Source organism: Nocardiopsis ganjiahuensis DSM 45031, assembly GCF_000341085.1.
GTDB lineage: Bacteria > Actinomycetota > Actinomycetes > Streptosporangiales > Streptosporangiaceae > Nocardiopsis > Nocardiopsis ganjiahuensis.
Map to the genome: position 1 here is coordinate 157,278 of NZ_ANBA01000014.1, position 19,888 is coordinate 177,165.

At 70.6% G+C, this 19,888-nt stretch carries 15 protein-coding genes; 4 read left to right on the forward strand and 11 right to left on the reverse strand.

Features of this window, described 5'->3' with window-relative positions; translation table 11 throughout:
• The first annotated feature begins 107 nt into the window (after window positions 1–107).
• Entirely contained in the window at window positions 108–2,336 is a 2,229-nt protein-coding gene (locus tag D458_RS0120450; RefSeq protein WP_017588600.1) for an MMPL family transporter, read from the forward strand.
• Between the two features lie 79 nt (window positions 2,337–2,415).
• On the opposite strand, the gene D458_RS0120455 is transcribed toward D458_RS0120450, so the two are convergent.
• The 3 genes from D458_RS0120455 to D458_RS0120465 all read right to left on the reverse strand — a co-directional run bounded on the left by D458_RS0120455 (window position 2,416) and on the right by D458_RS0120465 (window position 5,294).
• Window positions 2,416–3,177, reverse strand: coding sequence for an SDR family NAD(P)-dependent oxidoreductase (locus D458_RS0120455; RefSeq protein WP_017588601.1), 762 nt, complete (start codon window positions 3,175–3,177; stop codon window positions 2,416–2,418).
• 84 nt (window positions 3,178–3,261) lie between these two features.
• On the reverse strand, window positions 3,262–4,605 hold the full coding sequence (locus D458_RS0120460) for an MFS transporter (protein WP_204366906.1): 1,344 nt from the start codon (window positions 4,603–4,605) through the stop codon (window positions 3,262–3,264).
• Window positions 4,606–4,718: 113 nt separating this feature from the next.
• A complete protein-coding gene (locus D458_RS0120465) occupies window positions 4,719–5,294 on the reverse strand; it encodes a TetR/AcrR family transcriptional regulator (protein WP_017588603.1) in 576 nt (191 codons plus the stop codon).
• A gap of 189 nt (window positions 5,295–5,483) precedes the next feature.
• Between D458_RS0120465 and D458_RS0120470 the strand changes: the two genes are divergently transcribed.
• The gene (locus D458_RS0120470) at window positions 5,484–7,697 is read left to right on the forward strand and encodes an MMPL family transporter (protein WP_026119520.1); all 2,214 of its coding nucleotides are present in this window, start codon (window positions 5,484–5,486) and stop codon (window positions 7,695–7,697) included.
• 1 nt (window position 7,698) lies between these two features.
• Here the strand turns inward: D458_RS0120470 and D458_RS0120475 are convergent, their stop codons facing one another.
• From D458_RS0120475 to D458_RS0120490, 4 genes are all read right to left on the reverse strand, one after another.
• Window positions 7,699–8,160 carry a MarR family winged helix-turn-helix transcriptional regulator gene (locus D458_RS0120475; RefSeq protein ID WP_017588605.1) on the reverse strand — a complete coding sequence of 154 codons (462 nt, stop codon included), beginning with the start codon at window positions 8,158–8,160 and terminating at the stop codon, window positions 7,699–7,701.
• Between the two features lie 61 nt (window positions 8,161–8,221).
• Window positions 8,222–9,118, reverse strand: coding sequence for an RpnC/YadD family protein (locus tag D458_RS0120480; protein WP_017588606.1), 897 nt, complete (start codon window positions 9,116–9,118; stop codon window positions 8,222–8,224).
• Window positions 9,119–9,256: 138 nt separating this feature from the next.
• Window positions 9,257–11,350 (reverse strand): 3-hydroxyacyl-CoA dehydrogenase NAD-binding domain-containing protein, encoded by a 2,094-nt coding sequence (locus D458_RS0120485; RefSeq protein WP_017588607.1) that lies wholly within the window; start codon window positions 11,348–11,350, stop codon window positions 9,257–9,259.
• Window positions 11,347–12,522, reverse strand: coding sequence for a thiolase family protein (locus tag D458_RS0120490; protein WP_017588608.1), 1,176 nt, complete (start codon window positions 12,520–12,522; stop codon window positions 11,347–11,349). Before D458_RS0120490 ends, D458_RS0120485 begins: the two co-directional genes overlap by 4 nt.
• A 228-nt stretch (window positions 12,523–12,750) precedes the next feature.
• On the opposite strand from D458_RS0120490, the gene D458_RS0120495 reads away from it, so the two are divergent.
• Window positions 12,751–14,556, forward strand: a complete 1,806-nt coding sequence (locus D458_RS0120495; RefSeq protein WP_239648013.1) for an ABC transporter ATP-binding protein — start codon at window positions 12,751–12,753, stop codon at window positions 14,554–14,556.
• Window positions 14,557–14,577: 21 nt separating this feature from the next.
• On the opposite strand, the gene D458_RS0120500 is transcribed toward D458_RS0120495, so the two are convergent.
• From D458_RS0120500 to D458_RS0120515, 4 genes are all read right to left on the reverse strand, one after another.
• Window positions 14,578–15,084, reverse strand: coding sequence for an FBP domain-containing protein (locus D458_RS0120500; RefSeq protein WP_017588610.1), 507 nt, complete (start codon window positions 15,082–15,084; stop codon window positions 14,578–14,580).
• Window positions 15,085–15,316: 232 nt separating this feature from the next.
• Window positions 15,317–16,315 carry a tetratricopeptide repeat protein gene (locus D458_RS0120505; RefSeq protein WP_017588611.1) on the reverse strand — a complete coding sequence of 333 codons (999 nt, stop codon included), beginning with the start codon at window positions 16,313–16,315 and terminating at the stop codon, window positions 15,317–15,319.
• A 213-nt stretch (window positions 16,316–16,528) separates the two neighbouring features.
• On the reverse strand, window positions 16,529–17,779 hold the full coding sequence (locus tag D458_RS0120510) for an HRDC domain-containing protein (RefSeq protein ID WP_017588612.1): 1,251 nt from the start codon (window positions 17,777–17,779) through the stop codon (window positions 16,529–16,531).
• A 148-nt stretch (window positions 17,780–17,927) separates the two neighbouring features.
• A complete protein-coding gene (locus D458_RS0120515) occupies window positions 17,928–18,503 on the reverse strand; it encodes a DUF3000 domain-containing protein (protein WP_026119521.1) in 576 nt (191 codons plus the stop codon).
• A gap of 339 nt (window positions 18,504–18,842) precedes the next feature.
• On the opposite strand from D458_RS0120515, the gene hemE reads away from it, so the two are divergent.
• Entirely contained in the window at window positions 18,843–19,811 is a 969-nt protein-coding gene (gene hemE, locus D458_RS0120520; protein WP_239648032.1) for a uroporphyrinogen decarboxylase, read from the forward strand.
• The last annotated feature ends 77 nt before the right edge of the window (window positions 19,812–19,888 follow it).

The window sequence follows — 19,888 nt, forward strand, 5'->3', positions numbered from 1 at the left end:
GGATCCTCTTCGGCGATATTGACATCGTAATGCCCGCACGCTTAAGTGAACACCGTTAGCAAACACTGTTCACGGACATGACGACTGTTCGCTTGAAAGGGCGGCCCATGCCGACACACACGGGGTTCTTCGGCCGACTGGGGCTCGGCGCCCACCGGGGCAGGTGGTGGGTGCTCGCCTTCACCGGACTCTTCGCGGTCCTGTCCGTCGTGTGGGGCCTCGGGGTCTTCTCCGACGTCAGTGACAGCGGCTTCGAGGACCCGGACTCGGAGTCCTCCCGGGCCATGGACGTGCTCCAGGACGAGCTCGGCCACGACGACATCGACATCATCGCGGTCTACCGCAGCGACGAGATGAAGGTGGACAACCCGACCTTCGCCCAGGCCGTGCAGCGCATCGCCGACGACCTGCCCGAGGACGTCGTCGCGGGCTACGACGTCTACCTCGACGAGGAGCTCGAGGACGTCGAGCGCGGCATGCTCGTCTCCGAGGACATGCACGCCACCTACATGCCGATCACCCTCACCGGCCAGACCCACGAGGAACGCCTGCACCAGTTCGAGGCGGCGGCCGAGGTCCTGGAGTCCGGTCCCCTGGAGAGCCACCTGGGCGGTTCGATCGCGGTCGAACACGAACTCTCCGAAACCGCGGAGAGCGACATCATCCGCGCCGAGATCGTCACGCTCCCCGTCCTGCTCCTCCTCCTGGTCCTGATCTTCGGCGGCCTGGTCGCCGGGCTGGTCCCCCTCGCCGTCGGCGGCCTGGCCATCCTCGGCTCCCTCACGGTCCTGCGCGCCCTCACCTCCGTGACCGAGGTGTCGGTGTTCGCCATCAACGTGGCCACCCTGCTCGGTCTGGGCCTGGCGATCGACTACGGCCTGTTCATGGTCAGCCGCTTCCGTGAGGAGCTGAACCGGGGGCGCGCGGTCCCCGACGCCGTCCGCCGCACCGTCGACACCGCCGGACGCACCGTCGCCTTCTCCGGCATCACCGTGGGCATCGCCTTCGCCGGCCTGCTGTTCTTCCCCCAGCCCATCCTGAAGTCCATCGGCTTCGGCGGGATCGCCGTGGTCGCCTTCGACCTCATCGCGGCCCTGGTCTTCCTGCCCGCCCTGATGTCGGTGGTCGGCCGCCGCATCGACCGGCTCAAGCTGCCGCTGCCGCGCCGGACCGCGACCGGAGTGGTCGACGAGAACACCGGCGCCTGGGCCAGGCTGGCCCGCACCGTGATGCGCGGCCCCGCGGTCTCACTGGTCGCGGTCGGCTGCGTCCTGATCGCCTTCAGCTCCGGGCTGGCCTCGACCCAGTTCGGCTCCACCGACCAGCGCTACCTGCCCGCCGACGCCTCCAGCCGGATCGGCACCGAGGTCATGGGGGAGGACTTCCCCGCCGGGCAGGTCGGCCGGCTCCACGTGGCCGTGCTCGGTGACAGCGGTGAGGAGGAGCTCGACGGTTACGTGGAGCGCCTCGACTCCCTGCCCGGCGCGGTCCGCACCCAGCTCGTGCGCACGGGGGAGGGCATCGCGCACGTGGAGGTGGCCTACCAGGGCGCCGCCGACGACCCGGAGGTCCAGGACCTGGTCCGTGACGTGCGGGCCGAGCCCGGACCCGAGGGCGCCGACGAGACCCTCGTGGGCGGTGTGGCCGCCATGCAGCTGGACAACCTGGACGCCATCGTCGAGGAGGCGCCCAGGACGGTCGGCTTCATCATCGGCTCCACCCTGCTCCTGCTCTTCCTCGCCTTCGGCTCCGTGGTGCTGCCGGTCAAGGCGGTGCTCATGGGCGCCCTGTCCCTGGGTGCCTCGCTGGGCGTGGTGATCTGGGGCTTCCAGGAGGGGCACTTCGCCGGACTGCTCGGATTCGAGGCGGTCGGCACGATCGACCCCACGTATCTGGTGCTCATCATGATCGTCTCCTTCGGCCTGGCGATGGACTACGAGCTGTTCCTGCTGAGCCGGGTGCGGGAGGAGTACCTGCGCAGCGGGGACAACACCCGCTCCGTGGCCCTGGGGCTGCAGCGCACGGGCCAGATCATCACGAGCGCGGCCCTGCTGCTGGGCGTGGTGCTCGTGGCGATGGGCACCTCGGGACTGCTCTTCCTGAAGATCATCGGCATCGGGCTCGCTCTCGCGGTCCTGGTGGACGCCACCCTCGTCCGGGCGGTCATGGTGCCCGCCACCATGCGCCTGCTCGGCGACTGGAACTGGTGGCTGCCGCGCCCGCTGCGTTGGCTGCACGACCGGATCGGCATCTCCGAGGGCGGTGACGACGAGGACGTGACGGTCCCCGCGGCCAAGGGGAGCGAGCGGCGCGAGAAGGCCCACGCGGGGGTCTGACCCCTTCCGCCTGCCGCCGCCCGGCGGCAGGACCCGTGCCCGGCCCTCCTTCCCCGAGGACCGGGCGCGGTGCTGTCGGCTACGCGCTGGCGCCGCCGTCGATCACCAGGTCGGACCCCACCGTGAAGCCGGCGTCGTCCGAGGCGAGCCACAGGACGGCGGAGACGACCTCGTTCAGCTGGGCGATCCGGCCGACGGGGAAGGCCGGGCCGAGGCGGGCGGCGCGCTCCTCGTCGCTCTCACCCGGTCGGCGCGACATCGGCGCGTCCACCGCCCCGGGGCTGACCGCGTTGATCCGCACACCGTCCGCGATGTGGTCCCGAGCGGCGACCCTGGTCAGGGTGCTGAGCCCGGCCTTGGAGGCCGCGTAGGCGGCCAGGTGGGGCAGGCGCAGGTGGGCCCCGATGTTGGAACCGGTGTTGACGACGGCGCCGCCCCCGTGCTCGCGCATGTGGGCGATCTCGTACTTGAGCGCGAGGAAGGTGCCGGTCAGGTTGGTCTCCAGGGTGCGCCGCCACTCGTCGGGGTCCAGGTCCGCCACGGGAGCGGCCGGTCCGAGCGTCCCCGCGTTGTTGTGGGCCACGTGCAGCGCGCCGTGGCGCTCCACGACGGTGGCGACCAGCTCCTTGACCTGTTCCTCCCGGGTGACGTCGGCGACGGCGTGGTCGGCGGTGCCCCCGGCCCGGCGGACCAGTTCGACGGTCTCGGCGAGGCGGTCCTTGTCCCGGCCGGCCGCGACCACGGTGGCGCCCTCCCGGGCGAAGGCGAGTGCGCTGGCCCGACCGATGCCGGAGCCGGCCCCGGTGACGAGGACGACGCGCTGGTGGAATCTGGGGTTCATGGCTGGGGCTCCTTGGTGTGTCCGCCGTTCGGCGGTGTTCGCAGGGTGGTGTTCGGAGAGCGGGCCCGCTGTTCGGAGAGCGGGTCAGACGGTCCGGGGGATCCGGCGCAGGGTCAGCGCGGCGGGGGTCAGGAGGAGGAAGAGCAGAGCCGCACCGGTCAGGGCCGGCCCGTAGCCGCCCGCGGCGGAGGCCAGCGCGACCAGGAGGGCGAAACCGGCCGTCGGGCCGACCTCCATGGCGGTGGTGGCCACCGCCGCCACCACACCTGTCCGGTGGGCGGGGGAGCCGTGTACGGCCAGGACGGTGGCGGAGGAGAAGACCAGGCCCACGCCGACCGGCATCACCACCAGCCCCGCGAGCACTGTCGCGCCCAGCGGGGCCAGCAGAAGCAGCCCGGTGGCGGCGACGACCAGTCCGACGGTGAGAACGGGCCGCACGCCGTAGCGGGAGAGCAGGCGGCCGGACAGGAGCCCGGTCGCGGTGAGCGCGAGGCCGTAGGGCAGGAACAGCGCCGCCGTGGCCAGGGCGGACGCGCCCCGTTCGTCCTGGACGTACAGGGACAGGAAGAAGAACCCGGCGGCCATGGCGGCCGAGGCGAGAACGATCGAACCCAGCGCCACGGCACGCGGCCGGGTGGCCAACAGCCCCAGCGGTACCAAGGGCTCCGCCGAACGGGCCTCGACGGCCACGAAGGCGGCCAGGGACGCGACCCCCGCCACGACTACGGCCGGAACGGCCTCGAGAACGCCGACTCCGATCGCGGTCAGCCCCGCGGTGGCCAGCACCGCGCCGGGCACGTCCAGGCGCCCGTTCCCCGCGGGGGTCGGCGCGGGCACGAACCGGAGGACGCCGACCAGGCAGAGGAGGGCCACCGCCACGAGGACGGTGAACACCCCTCGCCAGGCCCCTCCGTGGGCGAACACGCCGGACAGCAGTGTGCCCAGGGTGGCCCCGGTCCCGGAGAGCACGCCCCACAGCGCCAGGGCGCGGACGCGCCTGGCGGGTTCGGTGACGACCGAGGAGACCAGCGCCATGGCTGCGGGAGAGGCCAGCGCGGCTCCGACACCCTGGGCGAACCGTGCCGCGACCATGGTGAACACGGTCGGGGCCACGGCACAGGCCGCGGACGCCAGTGTGAACAGGACGAGTCCGACCACCAGGAGGCGACGGCGCCCGTACAGGTCGGCGAGGCGGCCGCCGAGGAGGAGCAGGCCCGCGAACGAGATCCCGTAGGCGCTGGTGACCAGGGCGAGCCGGCTGTCCGTGAGGCCCAGGTCGAGGCGTACCTCGGGCAGGGCCACGGTGAGCACCGTGATCCCGGCGATGAGCGTGGCCTGGACGGTGCCGAGGAGGGCGAAGGCGGTGCGGGGCCTGCGCACGGCAGGGGAGTCCCGCTCCGAGGCGGGCGGGGCTGCGGGGTCGGGCAAGGGACGACCTCTCTCTTTTAAGAACGATCATTCTTGAATTTGGGCAGAGGTCGACCTGTGTCGGGCCCGTCTCCGATTCGGGGGCGGCACGGGAGCGCCTCGGGTTCGGGTGGCTAGAGGAGGGCGAGCATCTCCGCGGCCGCGTCACGCAGGCGGGCGGGATCGTCACTGCTCTTGCCGACGACCCGCATGCCCTGGAGCGTCACGAGCAGCAGGCGCGCCAGCGCCCGTGGGTCGCGGCCCTGCGGCAGTTCACCCTGGGCGCGGGCCCTGACCAGGGCCGAGAACAGGGCCGTCTCCACGAGGTTCCAGTTGGCCTCGACCCGTCGGGCCAGGACGGGGTCGTGCGGCGACAGCTCCACGGCCGTGTTCACCACGAAGCATCCGCGGCGCGCGGCGTCGGCTGCCGACTCCTCCGCGTACCTGGTCAGCAGCGACCGGACCACCGGCATCACCGGGCCCGGCTGGGAGAGTTCGCCGACGAAGTCGACCCCCTCCTCCAGGTAGCGGTCGTACGCCCGCACGTAGAGCTCGTGCTTGTCGCCGAAGGTGCTGTACAGGCTGGCCCGGCTCACCCCCAGGTGTTCCACCAGGTCGGCCATGGAGGTGGCCTCGTAGCCCTTGCTCCAGAACAGCTCCATCGCACGGAGCAGTGCCGTGTCCGGATCGAACTCCTTGGTTCTCGCCATGGTGGGAAGGCTACTCCTTTCAAGAATGCTCGGTCAAGAAAGAGAGAATCCGGGCTCTCGCGACAACAGTGATGGGTAAGTCAGACGATCGCTTCCCATGATCGTAGGTTGTGCATACGATATGGCCAAGATATTGAACTGGAAACGGTGCACCTGACCCGGCGCCACACGCACCCTCCAGGAGACGCCATGGCCGCCTCACCCACCACGACCACGCCATCCGGCCCCCGGGCCCCGGAACCGCCCCGGCCACCCCTGCTGGCCCGGCTCGGAAGGGGCGTGGCCCGCCGCCCCGGCCGGGTGCTCCTCGCCGCGCTCGCCGTCAGCCTGGCCTCGCTCGTTCTGGCCTCGGGCACCCTCGACCGGCTCCAGCTCAGCCGTTTCGAGAGTCCCGGATCGGAGTCCCACCGGGTCGAGCAGGCCCTGGAAGAGGACTTCGGTACGGGAAAACACCACTTCCTGCTCCTGGTCACCGCACAGCGGGGCACCGTCGACGACCCCGAGGTGGCCGCGGCCGCCACCGCCCTGGAACGTGAGGTGGCCGCCCGTGACGGCGTCGCCGAGACCGCCTCCTACTGGTCCCGCGACGGCTCACCGGCGATGCGCTCGGAGGACGCCACCCAGGCCCTGGTCACCGTGCGCATGACCGGGACGGTCACCGAGGCCCGCGCCGCCCTCGCCGAGATCTCGCCGGACTTCACCCGCACCGACGACCTGATCCGGGTCGAGGTCGGCGGTGGCGACGAGGTCTTCCGCCAGGCCGCCGCCCAGGCCCAGGCCGACTTCGTCCGCGCCGAGATCGTCATCCTCCCGCTGGTCTTCGCCCTGCTCCTACTGCTCTACCGCAGGGCCTCGGTCGCCGGGCTCACCCTGGCCATGGGCGTGTTCTCGGTGGTCACCACCCTCGCCCTGCTGCGCGGTGCCGCCGCGCTCACCGAGGTGTCGACCTTCGCCGCCAACCTGGCCCTGGTCATGGGGATCGGGCTCGGGGTCGACTACAGCCTGTTCGTCATCAACCGGTTCCGCGAGGAACTGGCCCGCGGCCGCGACGTGCCCGAGGCGGTGGAACTGGCCGTGGCCCGGGCGGGGCGCACAGTCGTCTTCAGCGGGCTCACCGTGGCCATCGCGCTCTCCTGCCTGATGCTCTTCCCGTTCCCGTTCCTGCAGTCCTTCGCCTACGCCGGGGTGGGTGTGGTCCTGACCTCGGTGGTCGCCGCCCTGGTGCTCCTGCCCGCCGCCCTGGCCAAGGCGGGCCACCGGGTCCGCGCCCGCCGCGAACCCCGCGCCGACCAGGGGTGGTGGCACACCAACTCCCTGCGGATGATGCGCCGCCCGCTGCTGTACGGTGTGCCCGCCCTCGGCCTGGTCCTGCTGCTGGCCGCCCCGGCGCTCGGGGTCGCCTTCGGCCCGCCCGACGCCCGGGTCCTGCCCGAGGGGCACTCCGGCCGCGACGTCCAAGAGCAGATCGAGGCGGGGTTCGGCCAGGAGGAGATGGACGCCGTCCACGTACTGGCGGACCTGCCGTCCGGGGAGACCGATGAGGTCGACGCCTACGCCGCCGCCCTGTCCCGCGTGGCCGGGGTCGCCCAGGTCGACGCCCACACCGGCACCTACCAGGACGGGCAGCACACCATCGAACCCGGAGCCGCCGCGGAGCGCTTCGCGGGGGAGGAGGCCACCTGGTTCTCGGTGGTGCCCACCATGGCGGCACTCGAGGACACCCCGAGGCTCATCGACGGCCTCCGCGACGTCCCCGCGCCCGCCGACACCTCGATCGGCGGCTACCCGGCCGACCTCACCGACTTCAGCGACGCCCTGCTCGAACGGGTGCCCCTGGTGTTCGGGCTGATCCTGGCCCTCACGTTCGTCCTGCTGTTCCTGATGACCGGGAGCCTGCTGCTGCCGCTCAAGGCGATCGTGCTCAACGTGCTCAGCCTGGCGGTGATGTTCGGCGTGATCGTCTGGATCTTCCAGGAGGGGAACCTGTCCGGCCTCCTGGGATTCACCGCCGACGGCACCTTGGAGGTGACCTTCCCGATCCTGATGTTCTGTGTGGCCTTCGGCCTGTCCATGGACTACGAGGTGTTCATGCTGGCCAGGATCAAGGAGGAGTACGACCTGACCGGCGACACCGCCTCGGCCGTGGCCACCGGACTCCAACGCAGCGGCCCGCTGGTCACCGCGGCCGCCGTCGTGCTCGCGGCGTCCTTCGCGGTCTACGCGACCTCCAGCGTGTTCTACCTGATCATGCTGGCCGTGGGCATGGCCGCGGTGATCCTGGTCGACGCCACCCTCATCCGAGGCGTGCTGGTGCCGGTCTTCATGCGCCTCGCGGGCCGAGCCAACTGGTGGGCACCCCGTCCGCTGCGCCGTGTGCACGCCGCACTCGGCCTGGCCCACTGACCTACTCGGACTTGGTCACCCGGGGGTGCTGGCCGATGAGCCGCCCGGACAGCTCGTGCAGGACCCGGCGTTCCTCCTCGGAGATCCCGGCGAAGAACTCCTCCTCGGTCCGCGCCACGGCCGCCTGGGCCCGCGCCAGCACCTCCAGGGCCCGCAGCGTCGGCGTGACGATGTACCGCCGCCGGTCCTGGGGGTTGCGCACCCGCTCCACCAGCTCCAGCCGCTCCAGCTCGTCCACGACCCCCACCATGACGTTGGGGTCGATTCCCAGAGTCCGGCTCAGCTCCCGCTGCGAGGGCTCGGCCATCGTCGCCGCGGTCGCCAACACGTGGAACTGCCGTGCGTTGAGCTCCATCGCCTCGAACACCGAGGCCGTGGTCGCCTGCACCAGCTCACCCAGCTTGATCAGCCGAAACCCGGTCAGGTGCCACAGGGGGGAGACCCCCTCATTCGCCTCGCTCATGCAGGCATCCTACGTCCGGTCGACCGTAGGTCCCGGGGACAGTCTGCCGGACGTAGGAATGTCAGTCCTCGAAGAGCTGGTCCGCGCGCGTGATGTTCAGAGCCCTGTTGAACCAGACGTCGAGCAGGTCGAGATCACGGCACTCCTCGATGCGCTTGCGGGCGTCATCGCTGGGGATCTTTCCCCGCGCGTCCATGATGCGCAGGATCGCCTCTGCCTTGCCCTCCGCCTTGCCCTCTGCCTTGCCCTCGGCACGGCCCTCGGCTTTGAGGCTCTCGGTCCAGGCGCTGGTGTACTCGTAGGTTTCCGTCATCATCAGTTCCTCCAGAACCCGCTGGCCGTTGCTGTCGGTGAGCAGGTGCAGCGCGTATCCAATGTACTTCGTCGCCCTTTCCTGGTCGATGGAATCCAAGCCGGTGTGCAGGGCCTTGATCACGTCAGGGTCGACCGGGCCGTGGGCCGCCGCGGACAGGACGCCCAGGGTCGGATGTCGGCTCACTCCGGCCGGGTCGGTGATGACCGGGATCCGTTCCGGGCCCAGCACGATGGGGTTGAGGACGAACCCCGGATGGCCCAGGGGGATCGGTTTGTCGTACCAGTCGGCCACATGCTGCCGGGGGCAGATGACCAACAGCGTCACCGGGCACTCGTGCTTGGAGCGGAGTGCGGCTACGTACTCGGGCCAGCTGAAGCGTTTGCGCTCCTTCTCGTCTCGTTGAACCTCCACGACGATGCCCATGAGGTTGCCGAGGGGGTCTTCGCGAACTTTGCCTCGCAGCATGATCGCCACGTCGGACCGGCGCTCCACCGGGTCGACGTGGCCGAGGTCGCAGGAGGTCAGTTCGCTGCGGTCGTAGTCCGGGACCACCACCCCGAGGTCGCGCAGGAAGTCCACCGCCATGTCGGGGGCGTCCGCGAACAGCTCGGAGTAGATCTGGTGTTCGGGAGAGATGGCCATGAGCCATAAATTACACAGGGTTACTGATGAGTGTGTTCCCGTAGTCGTAATGCGTTGATAAGTCGCCTGCGCGGGGAAAAGCGAAAAGGGCCCGAACTCCCGGGAAGGGAGTACGGGCCCTGAAGGGCCGACTCGAGCCTAGAAGGCCTTCGGGTCGCCCTCGTGGAACGGCTTGCCGTTCACGGCGGTGGAGACGCCGACCTTGTCCAGGTACGGGGTGATGCCACCGGTGTGGAAGGGCCAACCGGCGCCGGTGATCAGGCACAGGTCGATGTCGGCGGCCTCGGCCACGACACCCTCGTCCAGCATCAGCTGGATCTCCTTGGCCAGCGCGCGCAGGGCGCGGTCCAGGATCTCCTTCTCCTCGGACGGGTTGTCCCCGCCCTTGAGGAGCTCCTTGACCTCGGGGTCGATGGTGAAGTCCGGGGCGAAGATCGCCGTCTTGCCCGCCTTGACCACGGCCTCCAGCTGCGGCGAGACCGCGAAGCGCTCGGGGAACGCCTCGTTGAGGGTCTCGGCGACGTGCAGACCGACGGCCGGGCCGACCAGCTGCAGCAGCATGAGCGGCGACATCGGCAGGCCCAGGGGCGCGACCGCGCGGTCGGCGACCTCGGGCTCGGTGCCCTCGCCCACGGCGCTCAGGACCTCGCCCATGAACAGGGTGAGCAGGCGGTTGACGACGAACGCCGGAGCGTCCTTGCACAGCACCGAGGTCTTCTTCAGCTTCTTGGCCGTGGCGAACGCCGTGGCCAGCGAGGCGTCGTCGGTCCTGTCGCCGCGGACGATCTCCAGCAGCGGCAGGACGGCGACCGGGTTGAAGAAGTGGAAGCCCACGACCCGTTCGGGGTGCTCGAGCTTCGACGCCATCTCGGTGATCGAGAGCGAGGAGGTGTTGGTGGCGAGGATCGCCTCGGGGGAGACGACGGCCTCCACCTCGGCGAACACCTGCTGCTTGACCTCCATCTTCTCGAAGACGGCCTCGATGACGAAGTCGGCGTCCGAGAAGGCGTCCTTGGTGAGCGAACCGCTGACCAGGGCCTTGAGGTGATTGGCCTTGTCCTGGTTGACGCGCCCCTTCTTGAGGAGCTTGTCGACCTCGCCGTGGACGTAGGCGACACCCTTGTCCAGGCGGTCCTGGTCCAGGTCGGTCATGACGACCGGCACGTCCAGGCGGCGCGCGAACAGCAGGGCCAGCTGACCGGCCATCAGACCGGCGCCGACGACGCCGACCTTGGTGACCTTGCGGGCCAGCGACTTGTCCGGGGCGCCGGCGGGGCGCTTGGCGCGCTTCTGCACGAGGTCGAAGGCGTACAGGCCGGCCTTGAGCTCGTCGCTCATGATCAGGTCGGCGAGCGCCTGGTCCTCGGCGTCGAAGCCCTCGTCACGGGTGGCGGTCTTGGCGGCGGCGACCAGCTCGACGGCGCGGGCCGGGGCCGGGGCTGCGCCGTGCAGCTTGCCCTCGACCACGAAACGGGCCATGTTGACCGCGTTGTCCCAGGCCTCGCCCTTGTCGACCTCGGGGCGCTCGACCTCGACGTCGCCCTTGAGGACCTTGGCGGCCCAGCGCAGGGACTCCTCGACGAAGTCGGCCGGCTCGAAGATCGCGTCGGCGATCCCCATCTCGAAGACCTGCTTGCCCTTGATCATCTTGTTCTGGGCGAGCGGGTTGTCGACGATGAGCTTCAGGGCCTTCTCGGCGCCGATCAGGTTCGGCAGCAGGTAGGTGCCGCCCCAACCGGGGACGAGGCCGAGGAAGGCCTCGGGGAGCGCGAAGGCCGGGACGCCGGCGGAGACGGTGCGGTAGGTGCAGTGCAGCGCCACCTCGACGCCGCCGCCCATGGCCGCGCCGTTGACCAGCGCGAAGGTCGGTACGTCCAGCTCGCCGAGCTTGCGGAACACGTCGTGCCCCAGCTTGCCGATGGCCTCGGCCTGCTCGCGGTTCTGGAGTGCGGGGACACCGGTCAGGTCGGCGCCGACGGCGAAGATGAACGGCTTGCCGGTGACGGCCACGGCCACGATGTCGGTGCGCGCCTTGGCGGCCTCGATCGCGGCGTCCAGGCTGAGCAGGCCGCCGGGGCCGAAGGTGTTCGGCTTGGTGTGGTCGTGCCCGTTGTCCAGGGTGATCAGGACAGCGGTGCCAGCGCCGTAGGGGAGCTCGACATCACGGGAGATCGCCTTGGTGACGACCTCGTCCTTGAACAGCTCTCGTGCCTGCTCGATGGCGGTGCTCACTTGCCCCCCTCGTAGTTGGTGTTCTCCCACAGGATGGTCCCGCCCATGCCCAGGCCCACGCACATGGTGGTGATGCCGTAACGGACGTCGGGACGCTCGGCGAACTGGCGCGCGAGCTGCATCATCAGGCGGCCGCCCGAGGAGGCCAGCGGGTGGCCGACGGCGATCGCGCCGCCCCACGGGTTGACGCGGGCGTCGTCGTCGGCGATGCCGAAGTGCTCCAGGAAGGCGAGCACCTGGACGGCGAAGGCCTCGTTGATCTCGATCAGACCGATGTCGTCGATCGTGATGCCCTGGCGGGCGAGGAGCTTCTCGGTGGCCGGGACCGGGCCCACGCCCATGACCTCAGGCTCGACACCGGTGAAGGAGAAGTCAACCAGGCGCATCTTGGCGTCCAGGCCCAGCTCCTCGGCGACCTCCTCGGCCATGAGCAGGGTGCCGGTGGCGCCGTCGTTGAGACCGGCGGCGTTACCGGGCGTCACGTTGCCGTGCGCGCGGAACGGGGTCTTCAGGCCGGCGAGCGACTCCATGGTGGTGCCGGGGCGCGGCGGCTCGTCCTGGGTGGCCAGACCGAAGCCCTTCTCCGCGGAGCGGACCAGGGTCTCGACCAGGTCGGGCTGGATCTTGCCGTCGGCGTAGGCCTTGGCGACCTTCTCCTGGCTGCGCACCGCGTAGGCGTCGGCGCGCTCCTTGGTGATGGCCGGGTACCGGTCGTGCAGGTTCTCGGCGGTGTTGCCCATAACCAGCGCGGACGGGTCGACCAGCTTCTCGGAGATGATCCGGGGGTTGGGGTCGACGCCCTCACCCATGGGGTGGCGGCCCATGTGCTCGACGCCGCCTGCGATCACGACGTCGTAGGCACCGAAGGAGATGCCCGCGCCCGCGGTGGTCGCCGCGGTGAGCGCGCCGGCGCACATGCGGTCGATGGAGTAACCGGGGACGCTCTTGGGCAGCCCGGCGAGGATCGCGGCGGTGCGCCCGAGGGTCAGGCCCTGGTCGCCGATCTGGGTGGTGGCGGCGATGGCGACCTCGTCGACGCGCTCCGGGGGCAGGCCCGGGTTACGGCGCATCAGTTCGCGGATGACGCGGACGATCAGGTCGTCGGCGCGCGTCTCGGCGTAGAGGCCCTTGCCTGACTTGCCGAACGGGGTGCGGACCCCATCGACAAACACGACATCGCGGGCAGTTCGCGACACGATGGCCCCTCCTTCTCCAAGCAGTGGTGGACTGTATGGGCTCCATGCTACTCGCCGGTAACAAATAGTGCGAGCGGCGGGGCCGGTCTCTTCGGAAGAAGGGGGCGTCCCCTACTTTCGACGGTTGTGGCCGCCCCCGCCAACGCGGTTGTCTGGGAGGAGATTCCGCACGCAGGGGACCATCAGGGGACAACGGGGGCACGGATGCCGAGGTCGGACATGGAGCACCGGGCGCTGCTCAGACAGGCTCCGAAGGCGCCGTTGCGCCGCCTGTGGGAGTACGCCCGCGTGCACTGGCGCATGCTGGTCCTCGGCGGTGTGCTCACCTTCCTCGGCGGGACGACCGGCCTGGTGCAGCCGCTCATGGCCAAGTACGTCATCGACGCCCTGGGCGAGGGCACCGCCATCGCCGGCCCGATCACAGCTCTGCTGGCCGTGGTGCTCGCCGGTGCGGTCATCGGCGCCCTGGGCGCCTTCGTCCTGGAACGCACCGGCCAGAGCGTCGTGCTCGGAGTGCGCCGCAACCTGGTCGGGCGCCTGGTCCGGCTGCGCGTGGGCGAACTCGACCGGCTCAAACCGGGCGACCTGGTCTCCCGGCTGACCGCCGACACCACCCTGCTCCGGTCCGTCGCCACCAGCGGCATCACCAACCTCTTCACCAGCGCGGTCCTGCTGGTCGGCGCCGTCGTCATCATGGGGTTCCTGAGCCCGCTGCTGCTCCTGATCACCCTGGGCATGATCGTCGTGGTCGGCGTCCTCATGGGGGTGATCCTGCCCAGGATCGGCCGGGCCACCCAGGCCGCGCAGGCCTCGCTCGGTGAGATGGGCTCCCTCCTGGAGCGGATCTTCGGTGCCTTCCGCACGGTCAAGTCCTCCTCCGCCGAGCGGGCCGAGATCGAACGCCTGGACGTCGCCGCCGTGGAGTCCTGGCGCAAGGGTGTCTCCGTGGCGGGGTGGACCGCGCTCTCGGGCACCCTGGCCTCGCTCACCGTCAACGCCTCGTTCCTCGTGGTGCTGGGCGTGGGCGGCGGAATGGTGGCCGCGGGGACGATGGATGTGTCCACCCTCATCGCCTTCCTGCTGCTGCTCTTCTACCTGATGGAGCCCATCGTCACCCTCGTGCAGTCGGCCACCGAACTCCAGACCGGGCTGGCCGCCGTCCGCCGCATCGACGAGGTCGCCGACCTGGACCAGGAGAACCCCGAGGGAAACCGCGCCGAACCCGACTCCGAACGCCCGGCCGAGCTCTCCCTCACCGACGTCACCTTCCGCTACCACCCCGACCTGCCCCTGGTGCACCACGGTGTGAGCTTCGAGGCCTCGGGTGCGGGCCTGACCGCACTGGTCGGCCCCTCGGGCTCGGGCAAGACCACGGTCTTCTCCCTCGTCGAGCGCTTCTACGACACGACCACCGGCAGCGTGCGCCTGGACGGTACCGACGTGCGCGACTGGCCGCTGGAGGCGCTGCGCTCCCAGATCGGCTACGTCGAACAGGACGCCCCGGTCCTGGACGGAACCCTGCGCGCCAACCTCACCATGGCCGCGCCCCGCGCCACCGAGGCCGAGGTCCGGGAGGTCGTCCGCACGGCCCGGCTCACCGACCTGGTCGAGCGCCTGCCCGACGGCCTGGAGAGCGCGATCGGCCACCGGGGCGTCACCATCTCCGGCGGTGAGCGCCAGCGCGTGGCCATCGCCAGGGCCCTGCTCCGCCGCCCCCGCCTGCTGCTGATGGACGAGGCCACCTCCCAGCTGGACGCCGCCAACGAGGGCGCGCTGAAGGCGGTCATGCTGGAGGCCGCCCGCACCACCAACGTGATCGTGGTGGCGCACCGCCTGTCCACGGTCACCAGCGCCGACCGGATCGTGGTCATGGAGACCGGCACCGTCCGCGCTGTGGGCACCCACGCCGAACTGGTCGAGGGCGACGACCTGTACCGCGACCTCGCCGCCGGTCAGCTCATCACCCCGGAGAGCCCTGACACCCCGGAAGGGGTCGGTGCCCGCTCCTGAGCCCGGGCCGGTCGCCCCGGCTCAGCTCCCGTGGCTGAGGAAGGAGGTGGCGAAGCGGTCGACGTTGATGCGCAGGCGCTGGATGCGCTCCTCGCGGGTGAGCGCCTCCACCGTCTGGATCAGCGGGGACTCCCGCTTGCCGCGAACGTAGAGCGGGCAGGCGAGGTCGGCGCACAGGTACAGGCCGACCGTGTCACCCCGCTTTCCCGCCTTGCCGGGCTTGGGCGCGCTGAACATGCGCACGCCTCCGACGGGGTGCGAGGTCACACAGAACGAGCAGGTCATCGTTTTGAAGAAGTCGGTCTTGCGGTTCGTGGCCGGTAGCCGCAGGGCGATCCCGAGCGGGTCCTCCCCGGCGTCGAGCACCAGGTAGGCGCGGTTGGGCGCCTTCGGGTCGGTCCAGCCGAGGAAGTCCATGTCCTCCCAGTCCAGGAGCGGCATGGTCGGCGGGAAGTGCATCCGCTTGGCCTCGCCCTTGGGACAGTTGAGGAAGGAGGAGCGGATCTCCTCGCTGCTCAGTTCGCGCACGGCTCTCTCCGATCGATTGGTGGGATCAACGGATGGATACTCCCAGTCCCACGAAGCTCGCGCGAGTGGTTTTCGCACGTGGCGGGTGCGCGTCCGCAACGGTCCGCCGGACCCGCTCCAGGCCCCTGGCCAGCTCCTTACCCATTACCCAGGAGGTCTCCCGCACACGCGAAGGGGCCGGGAACTCCGGCTGGAGTTCCCGGCCCCGGGTGTGACGGGTGTGCTGCCCGGCTCAGAGCAGGGCGTTGGCCTCGCGGTGGCGACCGGCGGCGTTGTAGGCGCCCGCCAGGTCCCGGCGCAGCCGCATGGTGAGCCGGCGCACCTCCGGGTCCCCGGAGGAGTTCAGCGCCACCCGGTAGGCCTCGCGCAGCACCTCGACGGCCTCGTCGGCGCGGCCCGCCTGGGTGTAGGCGCGGCCCAGGCGGTGGTGCACCGCGAGGGTGTCCAGGTGGCCCTTGCCCAGACGGCGGCGGCGTCCGGCGAGCACCATCCGCAGCTGTGAGATGGCCTCCTCGTACCGTCCGGCCATGCTCTGCGCGGCGCTCATCCCCAGGCGCAGCTCCTCACGGCGCTCGGTCGAGGCGACGTCCTCGATGGCCCGCGCGTAGTGCGCCACCGCGGCGTCCACCCGGCCACTGCGCCGGTAGCAGACGGCCAGGCGCATGCGCGCCTCCACCGTGTCCTCGTCGGCCGGACCGAACTGGTTCTCGCGCTGGCTGAGCAGGATCTCCCACTGTCCGGCGGCGTCGGCCGGGCAGCCCACGTCCTCCAGGGCCCAGGCCAGGTTCTCCCGGATGATCTCGGTGCGGGGGTGGTCGTCGCCGTAGACCGCGACGGCCTCGCCCAGCGCCAGCTCGAACTGCTGGACGGCGGCCTGGCGCCGACCCATCTGCGCGTACTTGGTCGCCAGGTTGTTGCGGGCGGTGATGGTGTCCGGGTGCTCGGTCCCCAGCCGCTCCACCAGCGACTGGAGGGTGCGCTCCAGGGCCGCCGCGCGCATCCCGGCGGTGGGGACCTTGGCGGCCGGAGCGGACGAGACCGGGCGCTGGGGCAGCGCCCGGTGCGAGGCGCCGGAGGACACCCCGCCCGCGGAAGCCGGCACCTGCTCGGGCAGGGGCGCGGCGGGTTCCTCGAGGTGATCCTCGGGAGTGGGCATGGCGGCCTCGGTCGGCTCGACCTTGGCAGAACGCGTCAACCCCGTCTCGCGCAGCAGCGCACGCCAGAACGACAAGCAGACTCACCACATTTCCCTGATCACAAGTACCCGGGCCTTGTGGGCCCACGGTTCTGTACACACCCGTAAAAGAAGCCAAGCGGCCCTGAGTTGCCAGGGCACGTTTCTATAACTTAATCGGACAACGGGCTACGGAACAGGCGTGAACCGCCCCTGGTGGCATGTGACTTCAGTCACCTTTGGGTTCAAAGGGGATGAAGGGGGTAATGTTCACGCTTTTGCCGCGTCCCGGATGGCCGTGGCCAGCGGTTCCGCGGTAAGCCCGATTTGCCAGTTCCGGGCGCCGCGCGTGCGCAGGAAATCGCCCACCGAGTCCGGGTCCACGGTCTTCGGGGGCGCCCACGCCAACCTTCTGACGGTGTCCGGCAGCAGAAGGTTCTCGGTCGGCATCACGACGTCCTCCGCGATCCCCGTCACGGTCGCCCGCGCGGCCTCGAGACGGCGCGCCGCCTCGGGGGCGCGGTCGGCCCAGCGGTTCACCGGGGGCGGACCGTCACCGGGGGCGTTGGGGCGCGGCAGGTCGGCCTGGGCCATCTCGCGGGCCCGGTCCACCGCCTTGATCCACGTGGTCAGGTAACGGCGGGCCAGTTTGATCCCGAACTGCCGGATCTTGGTCAGCTCCGTCGTGTTGCGCGGCATCGCCGTCGCCGCCTCCACGATCGCCGCGTCCGGCAGCACCCGGCCGGGGGAGATGTCCCGCTCCTGGGCGATGCGGTCGCGCTCGTACCAGAGCTCGCGTACGGCGGCCAGGGCGCGCTGGTTGCGGACCTTGTGGATGCCCGAGGTGCGTCGCCAGGGGTCGGTGCGCGGCTCCTTGGGCGGGGCGGCCAGGACGGAGGAGAACTCCTCCCGGGCCCACTCCAGCTTCCCGGTCTCGGTCAGCTCGGTCTCCAGGGAGTCCCGCAGCTCGATGAGGATCTCCACGTCCAGGGCCGCGTACCGGAGCCAGTCCTCGGGCAGCGGGCGCTGCGACCAGTCCACCGCCGAGTGCTCCTTGGCCAGGCGCACGTTCAGCAGCCGCTCCACCATGAACCCGAGCCCCACCCGCTGGTAACCCAGCAGCCGGCCGGCCAGCTCGGTGTCGAACAGCAGGGTCGGCCGCAGGTTGACCTCCGACAGGCACGGGAGGTCCTGGTGCGCGGCGTGCAGCACCACTTCGGCGTCACCGACCGCGGAGTTCAGCTCGCTCAGGTCGGGACAGGCGATCGGGTCGATCAGCGCCGAACCGGATCCCTCCCGACGCAGCTGCACCAGGTAGGCGCGCTGGCCGTACCGGTAACCCGAGGCGCGCTCGGCGTCCACGGCAACGGGTCCGGAGCCGGCACGGACGGCCGCGATGACACCGGCGAGGGCGTCGGCGTCGGCGGTGACCTCGGGCAGGCCCTCGCGTGGTTCCCGTAGTAGGGGCGCCCTCTCCGCGTCTTCGTTGTCCGGTTCGCGGGGTTCTGTCTTGGAGTTCAACGCGTTCGCCACACCACTACGGTATGCGCTGTCGCCACCGAACGCAGATACGGGCCGTTTCGGGATCGGTGGCTGATACCGCTCGGGGAGTCCCCGAGACCGCTCCGTGCGGCCCCGCGCCGGTGCCGCGGGGCCGTGAGGACACCTCTCAGGGGCGCGACCGCTGCCTCGCGATGTCGGTGACGTCCAGTGGCGGAAGCCCCGACGCCGAGGCCAGCAACGCCAGCCAGGCGCTCATGTGTCCGGACAGGTCGTCCGACTCCGGGGTCCACGAGGCGCGCATCTCGACCTCGGTGTTGGCCCCCTCGTGCGCCTTGGTCCCGAACCCCTCGGTGGTGGCGCGGGTGACCGTGCCGCTCAGCGTGTGGTGGGTGGCTCCGTGGGTCTCCAGGGCGTCGGTGAGCCAGCTCCAGGCGACCGGGCCGAGCAGGGGATCGGTCGCGATCTCCGACTCCAGCTCGGAGTTGGCCTGGCAGACCACCCGGAAGGGGCCTGGCCAGTCACGGGTGCCCTCGGGGTCGTACAGGACGATCAGCCGGCCCCAGGCGATCTCCTCACCCTGGACCGAGACCTCGGCGGAAACGGCGGCGGAATGGGGCGCCAGCCGTTGCGGGGAGGGGATCTCCCGGACGGTGATCTCGGGGCGGATGAGGGGTGAGCGCAGGGCCTCGACCGCTCGCCGGAACGTCTCATGCGCGTTCTCGGCGCTACCGACATCGGGCATGGTGGAAACGTCAGCCTTCATAATTGTGGTGATCACGTCCTGGCGGGGGTCGCCGGGACGTGTCCCGCCGATGGTGTGATGGTGGGCACGGATTCGACCGTGGCACGAGTCACCGGCGGGAGGTCGTAGTTCCCCCGGCGTGTCGGTGTTTTGTGATGATCTTGGAACCGCTCGGGTGCCGACCGCCGCGCTTCGGCCCCGGCGGCTCCCGTTTCCGGGACCCCCGGTCCGGCGATCCGAGTGAGACCACCCGGGCGGGCATGGCACGATTCAAGGGTGACGCTTCAAGAATCTCCCTTCCTTCGCGCCTGCCGGCGCCTCCCGGTGTCCCACACACCGGTGTGGTTCATGCGCCAGGCCGGGCGCTCACTGCCCGAGTACCGACGGGTCCGCGCCGACGTGCCGATGCTTGAGGCGTGTGCGCGACCCGACATGATCACCGAGATCACCATGCAGCCGGTCCGCCGGTACGACACCGATGCCGCGATCTTCTTCAGCGACATCGTCGTGCCGCTCAAGGCCATCGGGATCGACCTGGACATCAAGCCCGGGGTCGGCCCCGTGGTCGACGACCCGATCCGGGACGCCGGCGGGATCAAGCGGCTGCGCGATCTCGAACCCGGCGACGTCCCGTACGTGACCGAGGCGGTCGGCCAGCTCGTGGGAGAGCTCGGCGACAAGCCGCTCATCGGTTTCGCGGGGGCTCCGTTCACGCTGGCCTCGTACCTCATCGAGGGCGGGCCGTCGAAGAACCACGAGCACACCAAGGCGCTGATGTACGGCGAGCCCGAGCTGTGGGACGAGCTCATGCGCCGTCTGGCCAACATCACCCTGGGCTTCCTGCGCACCCAGATCGAGGCGGGGGCCAGCGCGGTCCAGCTCTTCGACTCCTGGGTCGGCGCGCTGAGCGCCGAGGACTACCGCGCCTCGGTGCTGCCCTACACCTCGTGGATCTTCGGTCAGCTGACCGAGTACGAGGTGCCGCGCATCCACTTCGGGGTGGGCACCGGCGAGCTGCTGAGCCTGCTCAGCGAGGCCGGGGCCGACGTGGTGGGCGTGGACTGGCGCGTGCCCCTGGACAAGGCCGTCCAGCGGGTCCAGCCGGGCACGGCGCTCCAGGGCAACCTGGACCCCGCGACCCTGTTCGCGCCTTGGGAGGTCGTCGCCGACCGCACACGCGACATCCTTGCGCGCGGCCGCGCCGCCGACGGCCACATCTTCAACCTCGGCCACGGCGTGCTGCCCAGCACCGACCCGAACATGCTCGAACGGCTCACCGCCTTCGTGCACGAGGAGACGGCCGTCTAGGCCGGTCCTCCCTGTCCGACGCGCCGATGCCCGGCCCCCTCGGGGAGCCGGGCATCGGCGCTTTCCGGTCGTCCCGG

Coding starts and splice junctions, on each gene's coding strand:
- D458_RS0120450 (WP_017588600.1), top strand. CDS start 108: ATGCCGACACACACGGGGTTCTTCGGCCGACTGGGGCTCGGCGCCCAC.
- D458_RS0120455 (WP_017588601.1), bottom strand. CDS start 3,177: ATGAACCCCAGATTCCACCAGCGCGTCGTCCTCGTCACCGGGGCCGGC.
- D458_RS0120465 (WP_017588603.1), bottom strand. CDS start 5,294: ATGGCGAGAACCAAGGAGTTCGATCCGGACACGGCACTGCTCCGTGCG.
- D458_RS0120480 (WP_017588606.1), bottom strand. CDS start 9,118: ATGGCCATCTCTCCCGAACACCAGATCTACTCCGAGCTGTTCGCGGAC.
- D458_RS0120470 (WP_026119520.1), top strand. CDS start 5,484: ATGGCCGCCTCACCCACCACGACCACGCCATCCGGCCCCCGGGCCCCG.
- D458_RS0120515 (WP_026119521.1), bottom strand. CDS start 18,503: ATGCCCGATGTCGGTAGCGCCGAGAACGCGCATGAGACGTTCCGGCGA.
- D458_RS0120495 (WP_239648013.1), top strand. CDS start 12,751: ATGCCGAGGTCGGACATGGAGCACCGGGCGCTGCTCAGACAGGCTCCG.
- D458_RS0120475 (WP_017588605.1), bottom strand. CDS start 8,160: ATGAGCGAGGCGAATGAGGGGGTCTCCCCCCTGTGGCACCTGACCGGG.